9 protein-coding genes are annotated in these 16,044 nt (G+C 64.7%); 4 read left to right on the top strand and 5 right to left on the bottom strand.

The window, feature by feature from the left end:
- Positions 1-64: 64 nt before the first annotated feature.
- The 4 genes from ACFWZ3_RS16850 to ACFWZ3_RS16835 form a co-directional block, all read right to left on the bottom strand.
- Entirely contained in the window at positions 65-2,236 is a 2,172-nt protein-coding gene (locus ACFWZ3_RS16850; protein ID WP_439708835.1) for an MGH1-like glycoside hydrolase domain-containing protein, read from the bottom strand.
- Between the two features lie 104 nt (positions 2,237-2,340).
- On the bottom strand, positions 2,341-4,677 hold the full coding sequence (locus tag ACFWZ3_RS16845; RefSeq protein WP_439708834.1) for a glycoside hydrolase family 31 protein: 2,337 nt from the start codon (positions 4,675-4,677) through the stop codon (positions 2,341-2,343).
- 287 nt (positions 4,678-4,964) lie between these two features.
- Positions 4,965-6,518, bottom strand: coding sequence for an alpha-amylase family glycosyl hydrolase (locus tag ACFWZ3_RS16840; protein ID WP_439708833.1), 1,554 nt, complete (start codon positions 6,516-6,518; stop codon positions 4,965-4,967).
- Between the two features lie 100 nt (positions 6,519-6,618).
- Positions 6,619-9,414: a TonB-dependent receptor gene (locus tag ACFWZ3_RS16835; protein ID WP_439708832.1), complete on the bottom strand. Its 2,796-nt coding sequence runs from the start codon at positions 9,412-9,414 to the stop codon at positions 6,619-6,621.
- A gap of 430 nt (positions 9,415-9,844) precedes the next feature.
- On the opposite strand from ACFWZ3_RS16835, the gene ACFWZ3_RS16830 reads away from it, so the two are divergent.
- The 3 genes from ACFWZ3_RS16830 to ACFWZ3_RS16820 all read left to right on the top strand — a co-directional run bounded on the left by ACFWZ3_RS16830 (position 9,845) and on the right by ACFWZ3_RS16820 (position 13,116).
- Positions 9,845-11,461, top strand: a complete 1,617-nt coding sequence (locus ACFWZ3_RS16830) for an alpha-glucosidase family protein (protein WP_439708831.1) — start codon at positions 9,845-9,847, stop codon at positions 11,459-11,461.
- 84 nt (positions 11,462-11,545) lie between these two features.
- Entirely contained in the window at positions 11,546-11,719 is a 174-nt protein-coding gene (locus ACFWZ3_RS16825; protein ID WP_439708830.1) for a hypothetical protein, read from the top strand.
- A 56-nt stretch (positions 11,720-11,775) separates the two neighbouring features.
- Complete coding sequence (locus tag ACFWZ3_RS16820) at positions 11,776-13,116, top strand: tyrosine-type recombinase/integrase (protein ID WP_439708829.1); 1,341 nt, start codon at positions 11,776-11,778, stop codon at positions 13,114-13,116.
- 201 nt (positions 13,117-13,317) lie between these two features.
- Here the strand turns inward: ACFWZ3_RS16820 and ACFWZ3_RS16815 are convergent, their stop codons facing one another.
- On the bottom strand, positions 13,318-13,560 hold the full coding sequence (locus ACFWZ3_RS16815; protein WP_439708828.1) for a HigA family addiction module antitoxin: 243 nt from the start codon (positions 13,558-13,560) through the stop codon (positions 13,318-13,320).
- Positions 13,561-13,706: 146 nt separating this feature from the next.
- On the opposite strand from ACFWZ3_RS16815, the gene ACFWZ3_RS16810 reads away from it, so the two are divergent.
- Complete coding sequence (locus ACFWZ3_RS16810; protein ID WP_439708827.1) at positions 13,707-15,794, top strand: AAA family ATPase; 2,088 nt, start codon at positions 13,707-13,709, stop codon at positions 15,792-15,794.
- Positions 15,795-16,044 lie beyond the last annotated feature (250 nt).

Below are 16,044 nucleotides of genomic sequence, written 5' to 3'. Positions count from 1 at the left end.
GCGCCCTTGGGCGCGACCGCGATATCCGGGTCGCGCCCAAGGGCGCTCCTACAAGGTTGCGTGGTCAAAGCGGGGCGATCAGCAAATCACCGACATCGGCGTCGTTGAGCGGTCCCGCATCACCACCCGCGCCACCGGTGTAGTGGGCGTTCTGGCGCAGGTAGCTCATGTTGAAGCCGTCCTCCAGGCTGAAGCGGCAGCGTGCGCCGGCCTTCGCGGTGAAGTCGGCCCAGGTGGAGTGCTGCAGGCGGACGCTGTGCGGCATCACCAGCGGCAGGCGCTGCACGCTGCCGTCGCCGCAATCGACCACCAGCCACTTCACCGCGGCGGTGATGCCGGTGTTGATCGGGCCGTGGGTATTGGCGTAGTCCAGCATGGCGCGATAGCGACCGCTGGCCGGGGCGGTCCAGTGGCGCGGCCAGGCACCGGCGACCGTTGCGCGATCGCCCACGCACGCCTCGGGACTGGGCAACGACTCGATGCCCTGGTCGTCGACCCGGGTGACACGGATGCATTGCAGCGAGTCGCTCCGTGCGAGCGTCGCGCTGCCGTCGATCGCGCCATGCCGGCGTCCGTTGACGTAGAGCACGCCCTTGCCCGGGCTGCGCACGCGCCAGTGATCGCCATCGGCCTGGACCGTGGGCGGGGCCGGCGTGGCGGGCGCGTACAGCGGCGTGTCGGTACGCAGTGGTTGCTCGGGCACCTTGATGGCTTTGAGCGTCACCACCGTGTGGTCCGCTTCCTGACGTGAGGAGGCCGCTACCAGCAGGTTGCCGTCCAGCGCGGGCGGGCGGCGCAAGGTGATGCGGCGGTCGCGCAACTGCAGGTCGATGTGGTCGGCGTCGCCGAACAGCGTCGGGACCAGCGACACCGGCAGCTTGGGTTCCACGCGGCCATCGCCGGTCAAGCCGAAAACGCCCTCGATCGCGACGTCGAGAAAACCCGCCACCGACCAGAGTTGCCGCGGCGAGTTGACCACCGGGCCGCTGAGGGCGCCGTCGTCGAGGTGGATGCCCTGGGTCAGCAGCTCGTAGTTCTCCATGTTGGAGCCGGCGAGCGCCGCGCCGCGGATGACCGAACGGATCTCGTGCGCGATGTGCGCCGGGTCGTCGACTGCCCGTGCCGCGCGCAGCGCGTAGGCGGTGACGAAAGGCCAGATCGCACGGTTGTGGTAGATCGGCTGGTCGGCGCGCTCGGGCCAGATCACCGGGCTGCCCGAGGCCCAGGTCGGATAGTTCGCCAACGCCTGGCGCGCGCGCGCCGGATCGGCGACACCGCTGGTGATGGCCAGCGACAGGCCAAGCAGGTCGTAAGCCTCGACCGGCTGGCCGTCGCCGCCGAGGTAGCTCATGTAGAGGCCGCGGTCGGCACGCCAGAAGTGCGCGTTGATCGCCGCCTTCAGCGCCGTGGCCTGCGCGCGGTAGTCGGCCGCGTGCGGGTTGCCGTGCCGGTCGGCCAGATCGGCCGCCAGCTCGAGCGCCAGGTAGTGCAGGACGTTGGTGGAAAGCGCGAACGACTGCGCAATGAACACCACCTCATCGGCCGTCCAGGCGGGATAGGTCTGCTGGCGCCAGTCCAGGAACGAGGTTTCGCCGCGATAGAGTCCGAAGGCCGGGTCGAACGCGTACTGACGATCCTGGGCCAGCGTGTCGCCCAGTGCCTGGCGCACCTTGGCCGCAAACCGGGCATCGTCCAGCAGGTGCCGGGCGCCCAGGAACCACACGATGCGGTCGGTGCTGATCGGCCAGCTTCCGCCCGAGCCGGTGTCCTGCATCACGTACAGGCCCTGCGGCGCGGAGGGCACACGTACCTCGGAGAGCTTGAACTCAAGCCCGTTGCGCGAGCGCGCCGGATCGAACCGCCACAACCCCAGGTCGATCGCGTAGGCCAGGTCGCGCGTCCACACGTAGTGCCACTTCTCGCCGGTCTCGAAGCAAAGACAGGGGATCGGCTGGCCGTGGTCGAAGGCGCCGTCGCGGATGGCGTCGACCGAATCCTGTTTGAGGTCCTCCTGCGCCATCGCGTACAGACCGTCGAACAACACGCTGCCGGTGGCGGCCTTGAGCGGCGGCGAGGGAATCACGCGCTGGCCGCTCGGCCATTCGAGCAGGTAGGCGCCGCCGGTCCCGCGTTGCATCGACACGTGCACGCCGTGCCAGTCCAACCCGTCGTGCCACGCCGGTTCGGGAAGGTTCGGCGCGGCTGCCATCGAGGCCATCAGCAAAAGGCTCAACATGGGTAGGGAGGCTCCCGGCAGGCATGGACGTGCTTTGGCGCTATGGCACACAGGCGCCCAGGTGACAGGGCCGTGCGGACACGGCCCACCCAGCGTCAGGCGGCTTACTTCACCACGTCAAGCGTGACGGTCTGGCCCTTGCCGGCGGCCACGCGTACCCAGGTCACCGGCCCGAAGCGATCTTCGCCGACGGCCCAGCCATCGTCGGCCGAGGCGCGCATGGCATCGATGCTGGCGAAGGCTTCCAGTGCACGGCCGTTGCTGCGCACCGCCTGCGCGGGTGCGCCGTGGAACTTCAGCAGCCAGGACGTCAACGCCGGCCGATAGCTGCCCTGTGGCGAGGCGATCGCGAAAGCGACGCTGCCTTCGTGTGCTTCGAGCTGCATCGACTGCAGGAAGTAGTCACCCTGTTCGTAACCGTAGGTCTTGCCGTCGTCGTCGTAGTAATCGAAGCGGGTGGCTCGGGCCGCCGGGAACAGTTCCACCGCCAGCTCGGTAAGCGGATGCTGGCCGACGAAGTCCATCACCGGCGCGACCGGGATGATCGCGCCATCGCGGATGTACAGCGGGATGTCGCTCCAGTGCTCGGCGTCCGCCGCGTGCTCGATGGTCTGGCCACCGGCATAGTGCTTGCCGCTGAACCAGTCGATCCACTCGCCCGCGGGGAGGTAGACCGGCTTGGTCGTCTGGCCCTGCTCGACCACCGGCGAGACCAGCAGACTGTCGCCGAACAGCCAGGCGTCGATGTCGTTGCGCACGTTCGCGTCGTTGGGCCAGTCGAACAGCAGCGGCCGGACCAGGCCCACGCCGGTGGCACGACGCTGGTGCTCGTAGCTGTAGATGTAGGGAACCAGCGACTGGCGCAGGCGGATCGCATCGGTCGCGGCCTTCTCGGCCACCGGACCGTAGACCCACGGCTGGCGCTTCTGGTTGAAATCGCCGTGCACGCGGAACACCGGCGTGAAGGCGCCGAACTGAATCCAGCGTGCGTAGTTTTCCGGCGTCGGCGGACCCTTCTTGAAGCCGCCACCGTCCATGCCCCACTGCATGGCACCCACATTGATGGCGCTCAGCATGCGTTGGCGCTGGCCGGCCATGGAGGCGAAGCCAGTGAGGATGTCGCCCGACCACAGCCCGTAGGCGTAGCGCTGCGCGCCCAGGTAGAAGTTGCGGTTGAGCGACCACACGCGCAGGTCGGACAGGGCGCGCTGGCCGTCATAGAGCGCGCGCTGCATGTCCATGTGCTGCAGGTCGACGGCGACATCGTCGGCTTCGTCGTTCCACCAGCCGACCATGCCAGTCTCGAATGAATGCTTGAGCGCCTTGTTGAAGAACCAGGCGCGCGCGGCCGGATCGGCGAAATCGATCTCCCGCACGGTCTGGTGCGAGAAGTAGTCCGGCGCCGGGTCGCTCTGCGCCAGCCAGTAGCCGTGCTCGGTAGCCTCGCTTCCCTCGACGGTGTCGACATGGATGCGCGGCTTCATGATGCCGGTCAGGTGCACGCCCTGGGCGTCGAGCAGCGTCTTGAGCCTGCCGCTGTCGCCGTCGGGAAACTTCTCCTCGTTCCAGCGGAATTCGCCGTAGTGGTCCTCGCCCCAGGCCTTCCAGTCGAAGTCGAGGGTGAAGTTGTCCAGCGGGATGTGGCGCGAACGGTAGCCCTGGACGATGTCCAGCAGCTCTTTCTGATCGATGCCCCATTGGCTGTTGGTGAAGCCCATCGCCCACTTGGGAAACAGCGGGCTGCGGCCGCTGACCTGCGCCATCGCGCCGAAGATCGCGTGCGGGTTGCCGAGGAAGACGTAGTAGTCCAGGCCGCCGTCGAACATGCGCGCGTCGATGCGTGTGTCGCCCAGCGCGATCTGGCCGCCGACTCCGTCGATCAGCACGCCGTAGCCCGCGGTGGTCCAGACGAACGGTGCGCCGGCGTGGCCCTGCTCACCGGCCGTGACCGGACGGTAGCCATCGCGCAGCAGGCCGGCGGTGGCCGGCTCGGTGGCGTCGAAGCCGCCGATGCCGTACATCGGCTCGCCCTTGGCGTGGATCAGGCTCAGGCGGCCCTGGCCCAGCGACGGAAGCGCGAACTGGCGCAGCAGCGGGGCCTGGCCCGGGACGCCGATGCGCAGTTCGCCATGTTCCTTGTCCCATACGGCCTCCAACTGCGCGGAGTGCAGCCGGGCGCCGTTTGCATCGTGGGAAACCTCTGCGCTCGGGCGGCTGGCCGCCTGCAGGCCGGGATCGATAACGATCGTCGGCGCCGCTGCGTGCCCAGCCTTGCGGAACTGCACGTGCAGCGTGTCGGGCGTCGTCAGTTCGACACGCACCGTATCGGCACCCAGCGGAATGTCGAACCCCGGCGCGGCCGGGGTAATGGCAGCGGGCCTGGCCAGCGCAGCGTGCGCCCGGGCCTGGGAAAGCGATGCAGCAGCGGAAGAAGGGGACACCAGCAATACTCCGACAACAAACAACGTGATCGGCCCCGTCGACGCGCGCTTGAGCTTTGTGAAGAGCGCGTGCAGGCGACCGGGGCCGGGCCCATAGTAGGGGCCAGTGCGCGCGTCGGGACACCCGTTTGCATACGTATTCATTCGTGACATGGCGCGGTTTTCCGATGGTGCGGCGCACGATCCCGGGCAGCGTCGGGTGCGTGGAAAAACGGACTCATCCGTACGAGGGAAAGCGTCTTCGTACGTTGTGGACGCCGGTCGGCGCCACGGTCCGGGGATGGAGCTCACTGGAGTACGACCGAGGTGTAGGCGGGCAACTGCAATGTGGCGGCATCGATGCGGGCGTCCGGCAGGCTGGCCAGGCGCACCTGGGTGAAGCGTGCGAGCGGGCCGTCGAGTTTCAGTGTCTGTGGCTGGCCGGAAAGGTTGTGAACGACCAACACGTCGTCGCCAGCGTCGGCAAGCTGCCAGACCGCCACGTGCGAGTCGGACACGGCTGGGACGCTCAGCTTGCCCTGGCGCAGCACGGGCAACGTGCTGCGCCATGCGATCAGCATGCGGTACCACGCAAGCAGCGAATGCGCGTCGTCCTGCTGTGCATCCACCGAGACCGCGGGACCATCGCCGGCGCTGAATCGCTTCCAGCGGCTTTCGCCCGGACCGTGAGCCTCGCGGTGCCAACGCATCGGCTCGCGCAGGTCCGGGTCCGGCTTGCGGCCACGCATGCCGAGTTCTTCCCCGTAATAGATGAACGGCTCGCCGGGCAGGGTGAGCAGCATCGCGGCGGCCGTGCGCATGTGCTGCGCGTTGCCGTCCAACTGGCTCATCACCCGTTCCTGATCGTGGTTGGAAAGAAAGGGCGCGTCCTGACCGGTCGGGATGGCGCGGACGATGCGCCTGAGCAAGGCATCCAGCGGACCCGGGCGTTCCTCGCGCGCGCTGGCGACAAGCTGGCTGGCCAGCGGGAAGTCGAACACCGCATCCAGCGGGCCGAACCAGGGTTTTAGCTCGCCCGGCTGCTCCCGCGTGACTTCGCCAATCAGGTAGACATCCGGGTCGGCCTGCTTCATCGCCTGGTGGAAAGACGTCCACCAATGAAGATTCTTGCGCAGGACCGCGGGATCGTCCGTCTGCGTGGCCAAGTCGTAGTACACGTGCTGGGCCGCATCCAGGCGGAAGCCGTCGGCGCCCTGGGCGAGCCAGTAGCGGCCGATGTCGTCGATCGCCTCTCGCACGGCCGGCGTGTCGAAGTCGAGGTCCGGCATGTCGCCGGTGAACGTGCCCAGGTAGTGCTGCTTGCCCAACGCGTGCCACGCCGGTCCGCCGGTGGCGCTGGTGGCCGCCAGTTCGGCATGCGGCCCGGCCCAGGTGTACCAGGCATGGTGCGGGTCGGACGGATCACCGGCGGCGAGGAACCACGGATGCCGGTCGCTGGTGTGGTTGACCACCAGGTCCATGATCACGCGGATGCCGCGCGCGTGCGCTGCCTCGATCAATCGATGGAAATCGGCGAGCGTCCCGTATTGCGGATGGATCTGGCGATAGTCGGTGACGTCATAGCCGTGGTAACTCGGCGAAGGGTTGATCGGCATCAGCCATATGCCATCGACGCCAAGCGATTTGAGGTAGTCGAGCTTGGCGGTGACGCCATTGAGATCGCCGATCCCGTCGCCGTCGGTGTCGTACCAGGCGCGCACGAAGATTTCGTACCACACGCCGCTGCGCGCGGCCGGCTGCGCCAAGATGTCCGATGGCGCGGCGGCATGCAGGTTGCCGGCGCCGCAAAGCAGGCCCAGGCAAAGGGCTGCGAGACGGAGGACGCATCGCTTCGGCTTCATGCAGGACTCCCGTTTGCAAAAAAAAGGACCCGCCAGGTCGCGCGGGTCCGGGGAGAAAGACGCGCCGGGCGGGCGGGGAGGTGCATGCCCGGCGCGAGGCTTACAGCGCGTAGGTGAAGCCGACCAGGTATTGGCGGCCGAACCACTGCAGCGTGCCCGTCTGCGCTTCGTTGCCGAAGTAGGTACGGGTGGGCTCGTCGGTCAGGTTGTTCACCTGGAACAGCACGCTCAGGCCGTTCTTGAACGCGTAGGAGGCCTGGTAGTCGACCACCGTCTCCGGCGCGTAGTACACGATCTGCGTATCGATGGCCATCTGGTTGGAGACGAAGGCGCTGCGGTGGCGAACCGACAGGCGCGTGTCGAAGCCCTGGTTGCCGTAGAAGAGCGTGCCGTTGATCACGCGCGGCGACAGGCCCGGCAGGCCCATCGTCTGCGGCGCGCCACTGAGGGTCGAGGTCGAGGTGACCTGGCTTTGCGAGTACGAGTAGCTGCCGGTGAAGCCCAGGCCCGACCAGGCGCCCGGCAGGAAGTTGAACACGCGCGAGTACGACAGCTCGATGCCGCGCACGAAGCCGCCCTTGTCGTTGTTCACCGCCGTCTGGTACTGGCCGTTCTCGTAAGGCTGGCCCGTCGCCGGATTGATCGGCACCTGGATGCCGTTGCCCGCGAAGTCGTACGGATTGATCGTGTAGTCCTCGATGAACGAGTCGATGTGCTTGAAGAACACCGCCGCCGCGAACGCGCCGGTCGAATCGGGCGAGTAATGCTCGAACGACAGGTCGTACTGCTTGGCGTAGAACGGATCGAGGAACGGACTGGTGTTGCCCCACATGTTGTAGGTGTTGCCGTCGATCCACGAGCCGGAGCCGGTCAGCAGCTTGTTGAGCGGCGGACGCGACATCACCTTGGCGGCGGCGAAGCGCAACTGGTTGGACTCGTCGAAGTGCCAGTTGAGGTTCAGCGAGGGCAGGTAGTCGGTGTAGGACTTGCCACGGCGTACGTGGATGTAGTCGAGGCTGGTTACGCCCAGCTCGTCGGTGATCGGCTCGCCCTGGCCACTGCCGATCTGCTGCAGGCCGTTGGAGTACTGCGAGGTGTGCACCACGCGCACGCCGACGTTGCCGGTGAGGCTGTGGTTGGCCACGTTGGTGTCGATGTCGGCCATCACGTAGCCGGAGGAGACGTGCTCGTCGACCTCGGCGCTCTGGATCATCGTCCAGTTGGCATTCCAGTTCTTGGTCGGCGTCGGCGTCACGCCGTTGGCGGCAAGCACGGCCAGCGTGTTGATCGACAGGAAGCACGGGAACGAGGAAAGGTTGCCCTCGAAGCAGACCTTGTGCGCGTTCGACGGATCGAGCGCCAGCGGCGGCTGCCCGGCTGGGTACTGGCCAAAGTCATTGCCGTACTCGAACGCGCTGCGGTCGGCGTTGTAGGTACGGCGCGAGTAACGCACGCCCATCTCCAGCGCCGACAGGAAGCCATTGTCGACGAAGTCGTAGCGCACGTCGGTGCGGAAAGCCTTGCTCTCGTCGTCATAGACGTACGGATACACGCCCACCTTGCCCAGGCCCATGCGCGAGAGGTCGGTGTAGTCGTGGTTGAAGCCGACGGTGCCCGGCTGCATGCCGTTCAGGTGGTAATCGACCACCTCGTCGTTGGCCGCCACCGGGTTGGCCGCGCTCATGTCGTCGTAGAGCAGGCCCCAGGAGACGCCGTTGTTGAAGTCGCTTTTGGCATGCGAGTAGGAGACGTCGGAGCTGATGGTCCAGCCGCCGAGCATCCACTTCGCGTTCAAGCCGCCGGACAGCACGCTGTTCTTCAGCGAGTTGTCGTCGTTGGTGGTCTGCACGACGAAGTAGGGGTCGCCATTCTGCGACACGGTGCCGCCGGTGACCGCTCCGTTGGGCAGGATCACCGGATTGGTGAAGGTACCGTCGGAGAGCGTCTTGACGCGGAAGCCGCGGCCGCTGCTGCTGGTATCGAACTTGGAATAGAAACCATCGGCCTTCAGTTCGAAGCTGTCGGACGGACGCCACTGCAGCACGGCCATGTAGCCATTGCGGCGGAGCATGCCGCCGTTCTGCTGCAACTCGAAACCTTCGCTGGTGTACTCGTTGGTGCCGTCGCCGTTGACGTCCTTGCTGCCGTTGTAGGCCAGGCCGTTGAACTGGTCGGCCACGTGCGGCTGGTAGAGCGAGGCGAAGCCGGCGGCCAGGCCCAGCGTGTCGTGCAGGAACTTGCCCTGGAACGAGGCGCTGACGCGGTAGCCGCGGGCGTTGGCGCCTTCGGTCTCGTTGGCACGGTCGTTATAGCTGCCGCGCACGTTGAGCAGGCCGGAATACTGCTTGGCGTTGTCCAGCGGATTGGCGGTCTGCATCTCCACCGTGCCGGCGACGCCGCCTTCGATCAGCGAAGCCTTGGGCGACTTGTAGATCGCCGCCTGGCTGATCAGCTCCGACGGATACTGGTCGAACTGGGTCACGCGGCTGCCGCTGGTGGCGGCCTGCTCGCGGCCGTCCAGCGTCGTCTCGACGAAATCGCCGGAGAGGCCGCGGATGTTGATCGCGCTCGACTCCCCATCGATGCGCTCGGCCGCGACACCCGGCAGGCGGGTCAGCGCGTCGGAGATCGAAACGTCGGGCAGGCCGCCGATGTCGGCAGCCGTCACGACTTCCTTGATGGTGTCGGCATCGCGCTTGACGTCGATCGAGGTTTCCACGCTCTTGCGGAAGCCGGTGACGGTGACGCCGGTGAGTTCCGTGGCCTGGACCTTGGACTTCTTCTGTTTGGCCGTCTGCGTGCTGTTGTCGGCAGACTGGGTGGCCTGGTCGCCGGTGTCCTGCACGTTGGCCGCATGGGCGGCGGTGCCGGCGCACAGCGCGGATGCCAGCGCCAAGGCAAGCACATTGCGTTTGACTATCACCATTCTCTCCCCCGGACTTCGAGTCGTTCTGTAGTAGGCATCTGTACCGATGCGTGTCTTTCTGTGGACCGGTGCCTGCCTGGCGAACCGGCGCGACGGGCATGGTAGGTCGCCCCCCGTAGAGCGCACAGCTATATGCATACGTATTCATTGTTGTGCTCTGCATCGAAAACCGCGCCAGGCGTGGTGCGCGCGCGGACGCTGGCGGTGTGGCGACATTCGTTGAGCCGCAAAGGCCCGGCCCGCTTGCGAACGCCCTGGCGGGGGTTTTGCTGCGATGCGATGACCGACCGTCATGAATACGTATGCACATTCGGCGGTAGTCGCACAGGGAGCCGCTAAGCTGCCGGCCACGCTGCGTCGCGCGCCCTTGCGCGGCGTGGAAAAGGAACAGGGATCCGTAATGAGTGATGCACCCTGGTGGCGCGGCGCCGTCACCTACCAGATCTATCCGCGCAGCTTCCTAGATACCAACGGCGACGGCGTGGGCGATCTGCCGGGCATCATCGAAAAGCTCGACTATGTGGCCAGCCTTGGCGTCGATGCGATCTGGATCTCGCCGTTCTTCAAGTCGCCGATGGCCGACTACGGCTACGACATCGCCGACTACTGCGACGTCGATCCGATGTTCGGCACGCTGGAGGATTTCGATCGCCTGCTGGCCAAGGCGCACGGCTTAGGGCTCCGCGTGATGATCGACCAGGTGCTGAGCCACACCTCGGTCGACCACGCCTGGTTTCAGGAAAGCCGCGCCAGCCGCGACAACCCCAAGGCCGACTGGTACGTCTGGGCCGACGCGAACGACGACGGCACGCCGCCGAACAACTGGCTTTCGATCTTCGGCGGTGGCGCCTGGCAGTGGGAGCCGCGGCGCGGGCAGTATTTCCTGCACAACTTCCTGGCGTCACAGCCGGACCTCAATTTCCATAACCCGGACGTGCGCGCCGCCATCCTCGACTGCGTGCGCTTCTGGCTGGAGCGCGGTGTCGACGGCCTGCGCCTGGACGCGATCAACTTCTGCTTCCACGACGCGCAACTGCGCGACAACCCGCCCAAACCCAAGGATCAGCGCGTCGGTCGCGGCTTCAGCCCGGACAACCCGTACGCCTTCCAGTACCACTGGTACAACAACACGCAGCCGGAGAATCTCGCCTTCCTGGCCGAGTTGCGCGCGCTGCTCGATCGCTACCCAGGCACGGTGGCGCTTGGCGAGATCTCGTCCGAGGACTCGCTGGCGACGATGGCCGAGTACACCGAAGCCGGCCGCTTGCACATGGGCTACAGCTTCGAGCTGCTCACCGACGATTTCAGCGCCGCCCACATCCGCGGCACGGTGCAGCAGCTGGAAGCGCAGATGCGCGAAGGCTGGCCGTGCTGGGCGATCTCCAACCACGACGTCGAGCGCGTGCTCAGCCGCTGGGGCAGGGCACGGCCGACCGCGGCGCTCGCCAATCTCTTTACGGCACTGGTCTGTTCGTTGCGCGGGTCGGTGTGCATCTACCAGGGTGAGGAACTGGGCCTGACCGAAGCGCAGGTACCGTTCGAATCGTTGAAGGATCCCTACGGCATCGCCTTCTGGCCGCAGTTCAAGGGACGCGACGGCTGTCGCACGCCGATGCCCTGGAACGACGAGGCGCACGCCGGTTTCACCCACGGCGAGCCGTGGCTGCCGGTGCCGGAAGAGCATCGCGCGCTGGCCGTGGCGCAGCAGGAGGACGACCCGGCTTCCGCGCTGCACGGTTTCCGCCGTGTCCTGCGTTGGCGGCGACAACAGCCCGCGCTGCGCTGGGGCGACATCCGCTTCCTCGACACGCCCGAGCCCGTGCTTGCCTTCACCCGCCGCCATGGCAACGAAACCGTCCTGGTGGCGTTCAATCTGGGCGCAAGCCCGTCCGAAGCCGAGCTGGCGCTGGACGGCCACTGGCATGCCATCGACGGTCACGGGCTCCCGGAAGGCAGCTTCGCGGCGGGGCGGCTGCGGTTGCCCGCCCATGGCGTGGTGTTCGCGCGCCAGGTCTAAGCCCGCGACAACACGGCGGAATCACGCGACGGTGAGCGCGTGATGCGTAGTCTGGCGACTGTTCCTTCAAGCAGGAGCCGTCACATGCCCAATCCCAAGCCCACCGCCCAGCAGCGTCACGGCACCGGCGACCGCAACGATGCCGACGTCGCACGCCTGGATCACAAGCTCCAGGAAAAGCGCGATGCCAAGGAAACGCGTGACGCCAGGGAGGCGGATCGCGAAGCCAAGCGCGAGGAAGGTTTCGATCACCCGTAGGGGCCGTACCGCGATTACGAGGGCGCAGGTCCTGGGTGGCGGCGATCCGGTTCCGGATGGATCAGGCCGGTGCTCACCCGAAGGGCCTGGTGCCGTGTATCGGTCGCACCAACCGTGTCTACGAAGTCCTGAACCGCAAACGCGGTCTCGCCATCGAGATGATCCGCAAGCTGCACCGGCATCCCGGGGTTCCAGCCGAAAGCCTGATCGGGGCATGGCGGGGGCGCCGTACGCGCGTCAGATGCAACAAAAAAGCCGCCCTTGCGAGGCGGCTTTTTCGTCGAAACAAGTGGTGGAGTGGAGGAGGATCGAACTCCCGACCTTCGCATTGCGAACGCGAAATTTCAGCCGTCGCAGCCATTGATACAACTAGGCTCGATGCTAGTGTCCAGTCCGATTGGGACAATTTGGGGACACTGGCAGGGATGGCGAGCATCATCAAACGCGGCGACCGCTGGCAGGCCCGGATCCGCCGCAAGGGCTTCCCGATCCTCTCCGAGTCGTTCGCCCGGCGCTTCGACGCCGAGGCATGGGCGCGCAAGGTAGAGGGCGAGCTCGAACGCGGAATCTGGCGAGACAATCGCGAAGCGGAGTCCACGACACTGCGCGAGCTGCTCGATCGCTACGAGAGCGAGAAGACCGCCCAGAAGCGCGGGTGCGTGCAGGAGCTGTCTGTGCTGGCCGCTCTGAAAGACGAGCGGGTGGCTGCGCGCCCATTGGCTTCCATCCGCTCGCAGGATGTCGCCGCCCTTCGGGATGCCTGGCAGAAGCAGGGATATCGACCCGCCACGGTGCGTAGACGGCTCTCGGTGCTGTCCCATGCGTTCGAGGTTGCGCGCAAGGAATGGGGCATGGAAGGACTGATAAACCCAGTCCGATTGATCAGCCAGCCCACAGTCCGGAACGGCCGCGACAGGCGAGTGACAGGCGCCGAATTGGACGCCATCTGTGCCTCCTCCCGGTCTCCTGCGCTGGTCGCTTTGATCGGCCTTGCGGTTGAAACGGCGATGCGCCGGAGCGAGCTTGTGGATCTGCGTTGGGCGGACATCGACCTCGAAAGGCGTGTCGTTCGTTTGCAGCAGACGAAGAACGGAGACGCCCGTGATGTGCCCCTTACGTCCGCCGCCGTGGAGATATTCCGCGGCCTCGAAAGGCGGGAGGATGGGCGTGTTTTCGAGATGCGGGCGGACTCCGTAACCCAGGCTTTCGATCGTGCTTGCGGGAAGGCAGGTGTAGACGATCTGCGATTCCACGACCTCCGCCACGAGGCGACTTCACGGCTCGCCGAGAAGCTCCAATTGCACGAGTTGGCGAAGGTGACGGGGCACCGGGACATGCGCATGGTGGCGCGCTATTACCACCCTCGGGCGGAGGATTTGGCACGCAAGCTGGGGTGAGGTTTGTCGCGCACAGGCGGCCCCAAAGAGCGGTATTTTGTCGAGGCGGGAGGCTAACGTAATCAGGCGGTTACGAGACGCTCCCGTTGGAATCCCTTGCAGCGCAAGGATTCTAGGGCCGCTTGACGTCACCTTGAACAGGCTCACCCGCCCGGAACCGTTGCACCGCAACGGTTTGGGCATGGTATGACACACTTACTTTTATCTTGCCGTAACTGCCTTCTCATAGTTCGCCTGCAGGGCGACCCAGGAGCTGGCCGTACTTACGCCTGCCTTTTCGAGGCGCAATGCCAAGTCAGGGGTGATCGCCGCCTCGCCGTCGATGACTCGCGAAAGCGAGGCGCACGGCACCCCAAGCCGACGGGCGGCTTCGGAAACAGACAACTGCAATGGTTCGAGAACGTCATGCTTAATGACGCCGCCTGGATGAAGTGGGTTGTGCATGTTGGCATCCCTCAGTGGTGCGGCCGGCTGTCGGCTACTAAGCAGTGCGACCTGAACTGGTTGTTCGCGTCGTAGGATAGGATGTTCGATCAGAGTTAGCAGGATCCGGTTGCGTGCAGGGCAAGCAACTTCAACAGGGGGACAGGATGAAGTTGATCAAGTACCGAGTAACAAACTTCCGCTCTGTGAAGGACAGTGGCGATATTGAAGCGGGCGATGTTGCCGCGTTGATTGGTGTCAACGAGTCCGGGAAAACCAACTTGCTGCTTCCACTTTGGAAGCTAAATCCTGCACGCGAAGGCGAGATTCAACCGACCTCGGACTACCCAAAGACGATGTTCGCGGATGTGCGTGCTAGGCCAGGAGATTACCTATTCATCACTGCCGACTTTGATGCTAGCGCGCTAAGAGACAAGCTGGTGGCGCTCACGAATCTGGATGCGGCACAGCTCGAAGTCGTGCGTGTTGGCAGGTACTTCGATGGGGGATACGACATCTCGTTCCCGCAGTACGTGCCAAAGACGACCATCGCCGCCTCACAGATCAAGAACGAGCTGACCGTCTTGGCATCTTCCGTTGAGCAAACTGGCGCGCTCAAAAGCGAGGAATCCCTCAAAGCGGGGGTCGTTACCGGTGTTGGAGCCTTGATCGATTCCATCAGCCGAGATTGGGCTATGGATGACCTCGATGACGCTGTCGGGCGGCTGACGAAGTTGTTGCCGGACCAGCCGGCTAAGACGTCGACAATTGTTCCTCGAATTCAGCAAACGATCGACGTTTTCGCCGAATGGTTGTCCCAGGTCAGGGCACCGGCACCCGAAGATATCACCAAGGTTCGAGACCTTGTCTTAGAGGCGCTCCCGAAGTTTGTCTACTATTCCAACTATGGCAACTTGGACTCGGAGATCTACCTCCCGCATGTGGTTCAGAACCTTGAGAGAAAGGATCTGGGCGCCAAGGAAGCTGCGAAGGCTCGCACTCTCCGCGTGCTATTCAGCTTCGTTCGCCTGAAGCCCAAGGAGATCCTTGAGCTTGGCCGCGACTTCAAAGATCCGAGCAATCAAAATCGACAGCCCACTGCGGACGAGATCGCCAAGATCGCTGAGCGCAAGCGAGAGCGCTCCATTCTGCTGCAGTCTGCTGGTACCACCTTGACGAAGGAGTTCAAGTCTTGGTGGAAACAGGGCGATTACCGTTTCCGCTTTGAAGCAGATGGTGATCACTTCCGTATCTGGGTTTCGGACGATCGACGCCCCGAAGAAGTTGAACTTGAGAATCGGAGCACAGGGCTGCAATGGTTCCTGAGCTTCTACCTCGTATTCTTGGTCGAAAGCCAAGGTGACCACGAAAACGCCATTCTTTTGCTCGATGAACCCGGTCTTTCTCTTCATCCCTTGGCCCAACGGGATTTGTCGGCCTTCTTCGATGGCCTGACCAAGACCAACCAGATTGTTTATACGACGCACTCGCCCTTCCTCGTCGATCCTGACCGACTGGATAGAGTGCGGAAGGTGTACGTTGCTGAGGATGGCTCAACCGAGTCATCGCCGAACCTGCGGCAGTCGGGGGCGGATCCAGCGCAAGCTGGGGCGGCGTATGCCGTGTACTCGGCGCTCAATTTGAACGTCGCGGAAAGCCTGCTCCTGGGTTGCCTTCCGATTGTTGTGGAGGGAGCGTCCGATCAGCACTATCTGACGATGATGAAGGCACTTCTTATCGGTGCCGGCAAGATCGCCCCCCGTCGCGAGCTCGTGTTTCCACCTGCCGGCGGGACGAAAACGCTTAGGATCACCGCTGGGATCTTGACGGGGCGGGACGAGACTCTCCCCGTCGTCCTGTTAGATGGTGATCATATGGGCGCCAGGATGGCAGCAGAGCTGAGTAGCAGCCTTTACACGGGGGAAGAGAAGAAGGTCCTCTCCACAGACGAATTCGTTGGCTTCAAGGGCTCTGAGGTAGAGGATTTGGTTCCTCATCACCGTTTCGTGGAGGCTGTCGACCGCTTTTTCCGTGCGCCGGAGCAGCAGTTTTCTGAAGTGGCGGTAACGAGTGAGCCGATCGTGCCGCAAGTTGAGGCTTGGGCTAAGCGGGAAGGCATCGAACTCACGCTTGGTTGGAAGGTAGAAGTTGCCAAGCGCGTAAAGGCTGTCTTGCTCGCCAAAGGAGTTGGCGATGTCGATAGCGAGTTGGTTGAGCGATGGGTACAGCTCTTCGCCCGGTTCGAGCCAGGTTGACGATCCTCCCTGGGCAATTTCGGTCGCTGTGTCTCGCAGGTCAAACCGGCGGTTGGCGACGCGGCTGATTGCTATGTGTGGGAGAGTCGCGATTTTGCTCATGAGCAAAATCTGCTGGGCGGACGACGTCCCCCCGCTTTGAGTAGCGGGACGGTTTAGAGTCCGGGTTCACTGTAACTGCTTCGCATAGGCGGCAGGTGTCAGCCCGCCCAGCGCCTTCTTCGGTCGCTCCTCGTTGTACTCGCGTCGC

Origin of the sequence: Frateuria sp. GZRR35 (assembly GCF_051900415.1) — a bacterium.
Taxonomy (GTDB): Bacteria; Pseudomonadota; Gammaproteobacteria; order Xanthomonadales; family Rhodanobacteraceae; genus Frateuria_A.
Note: the sequence above shows the minus strand (reverse complement) of the source record. Positions and strands in the feature narration are given on the sequence as shown.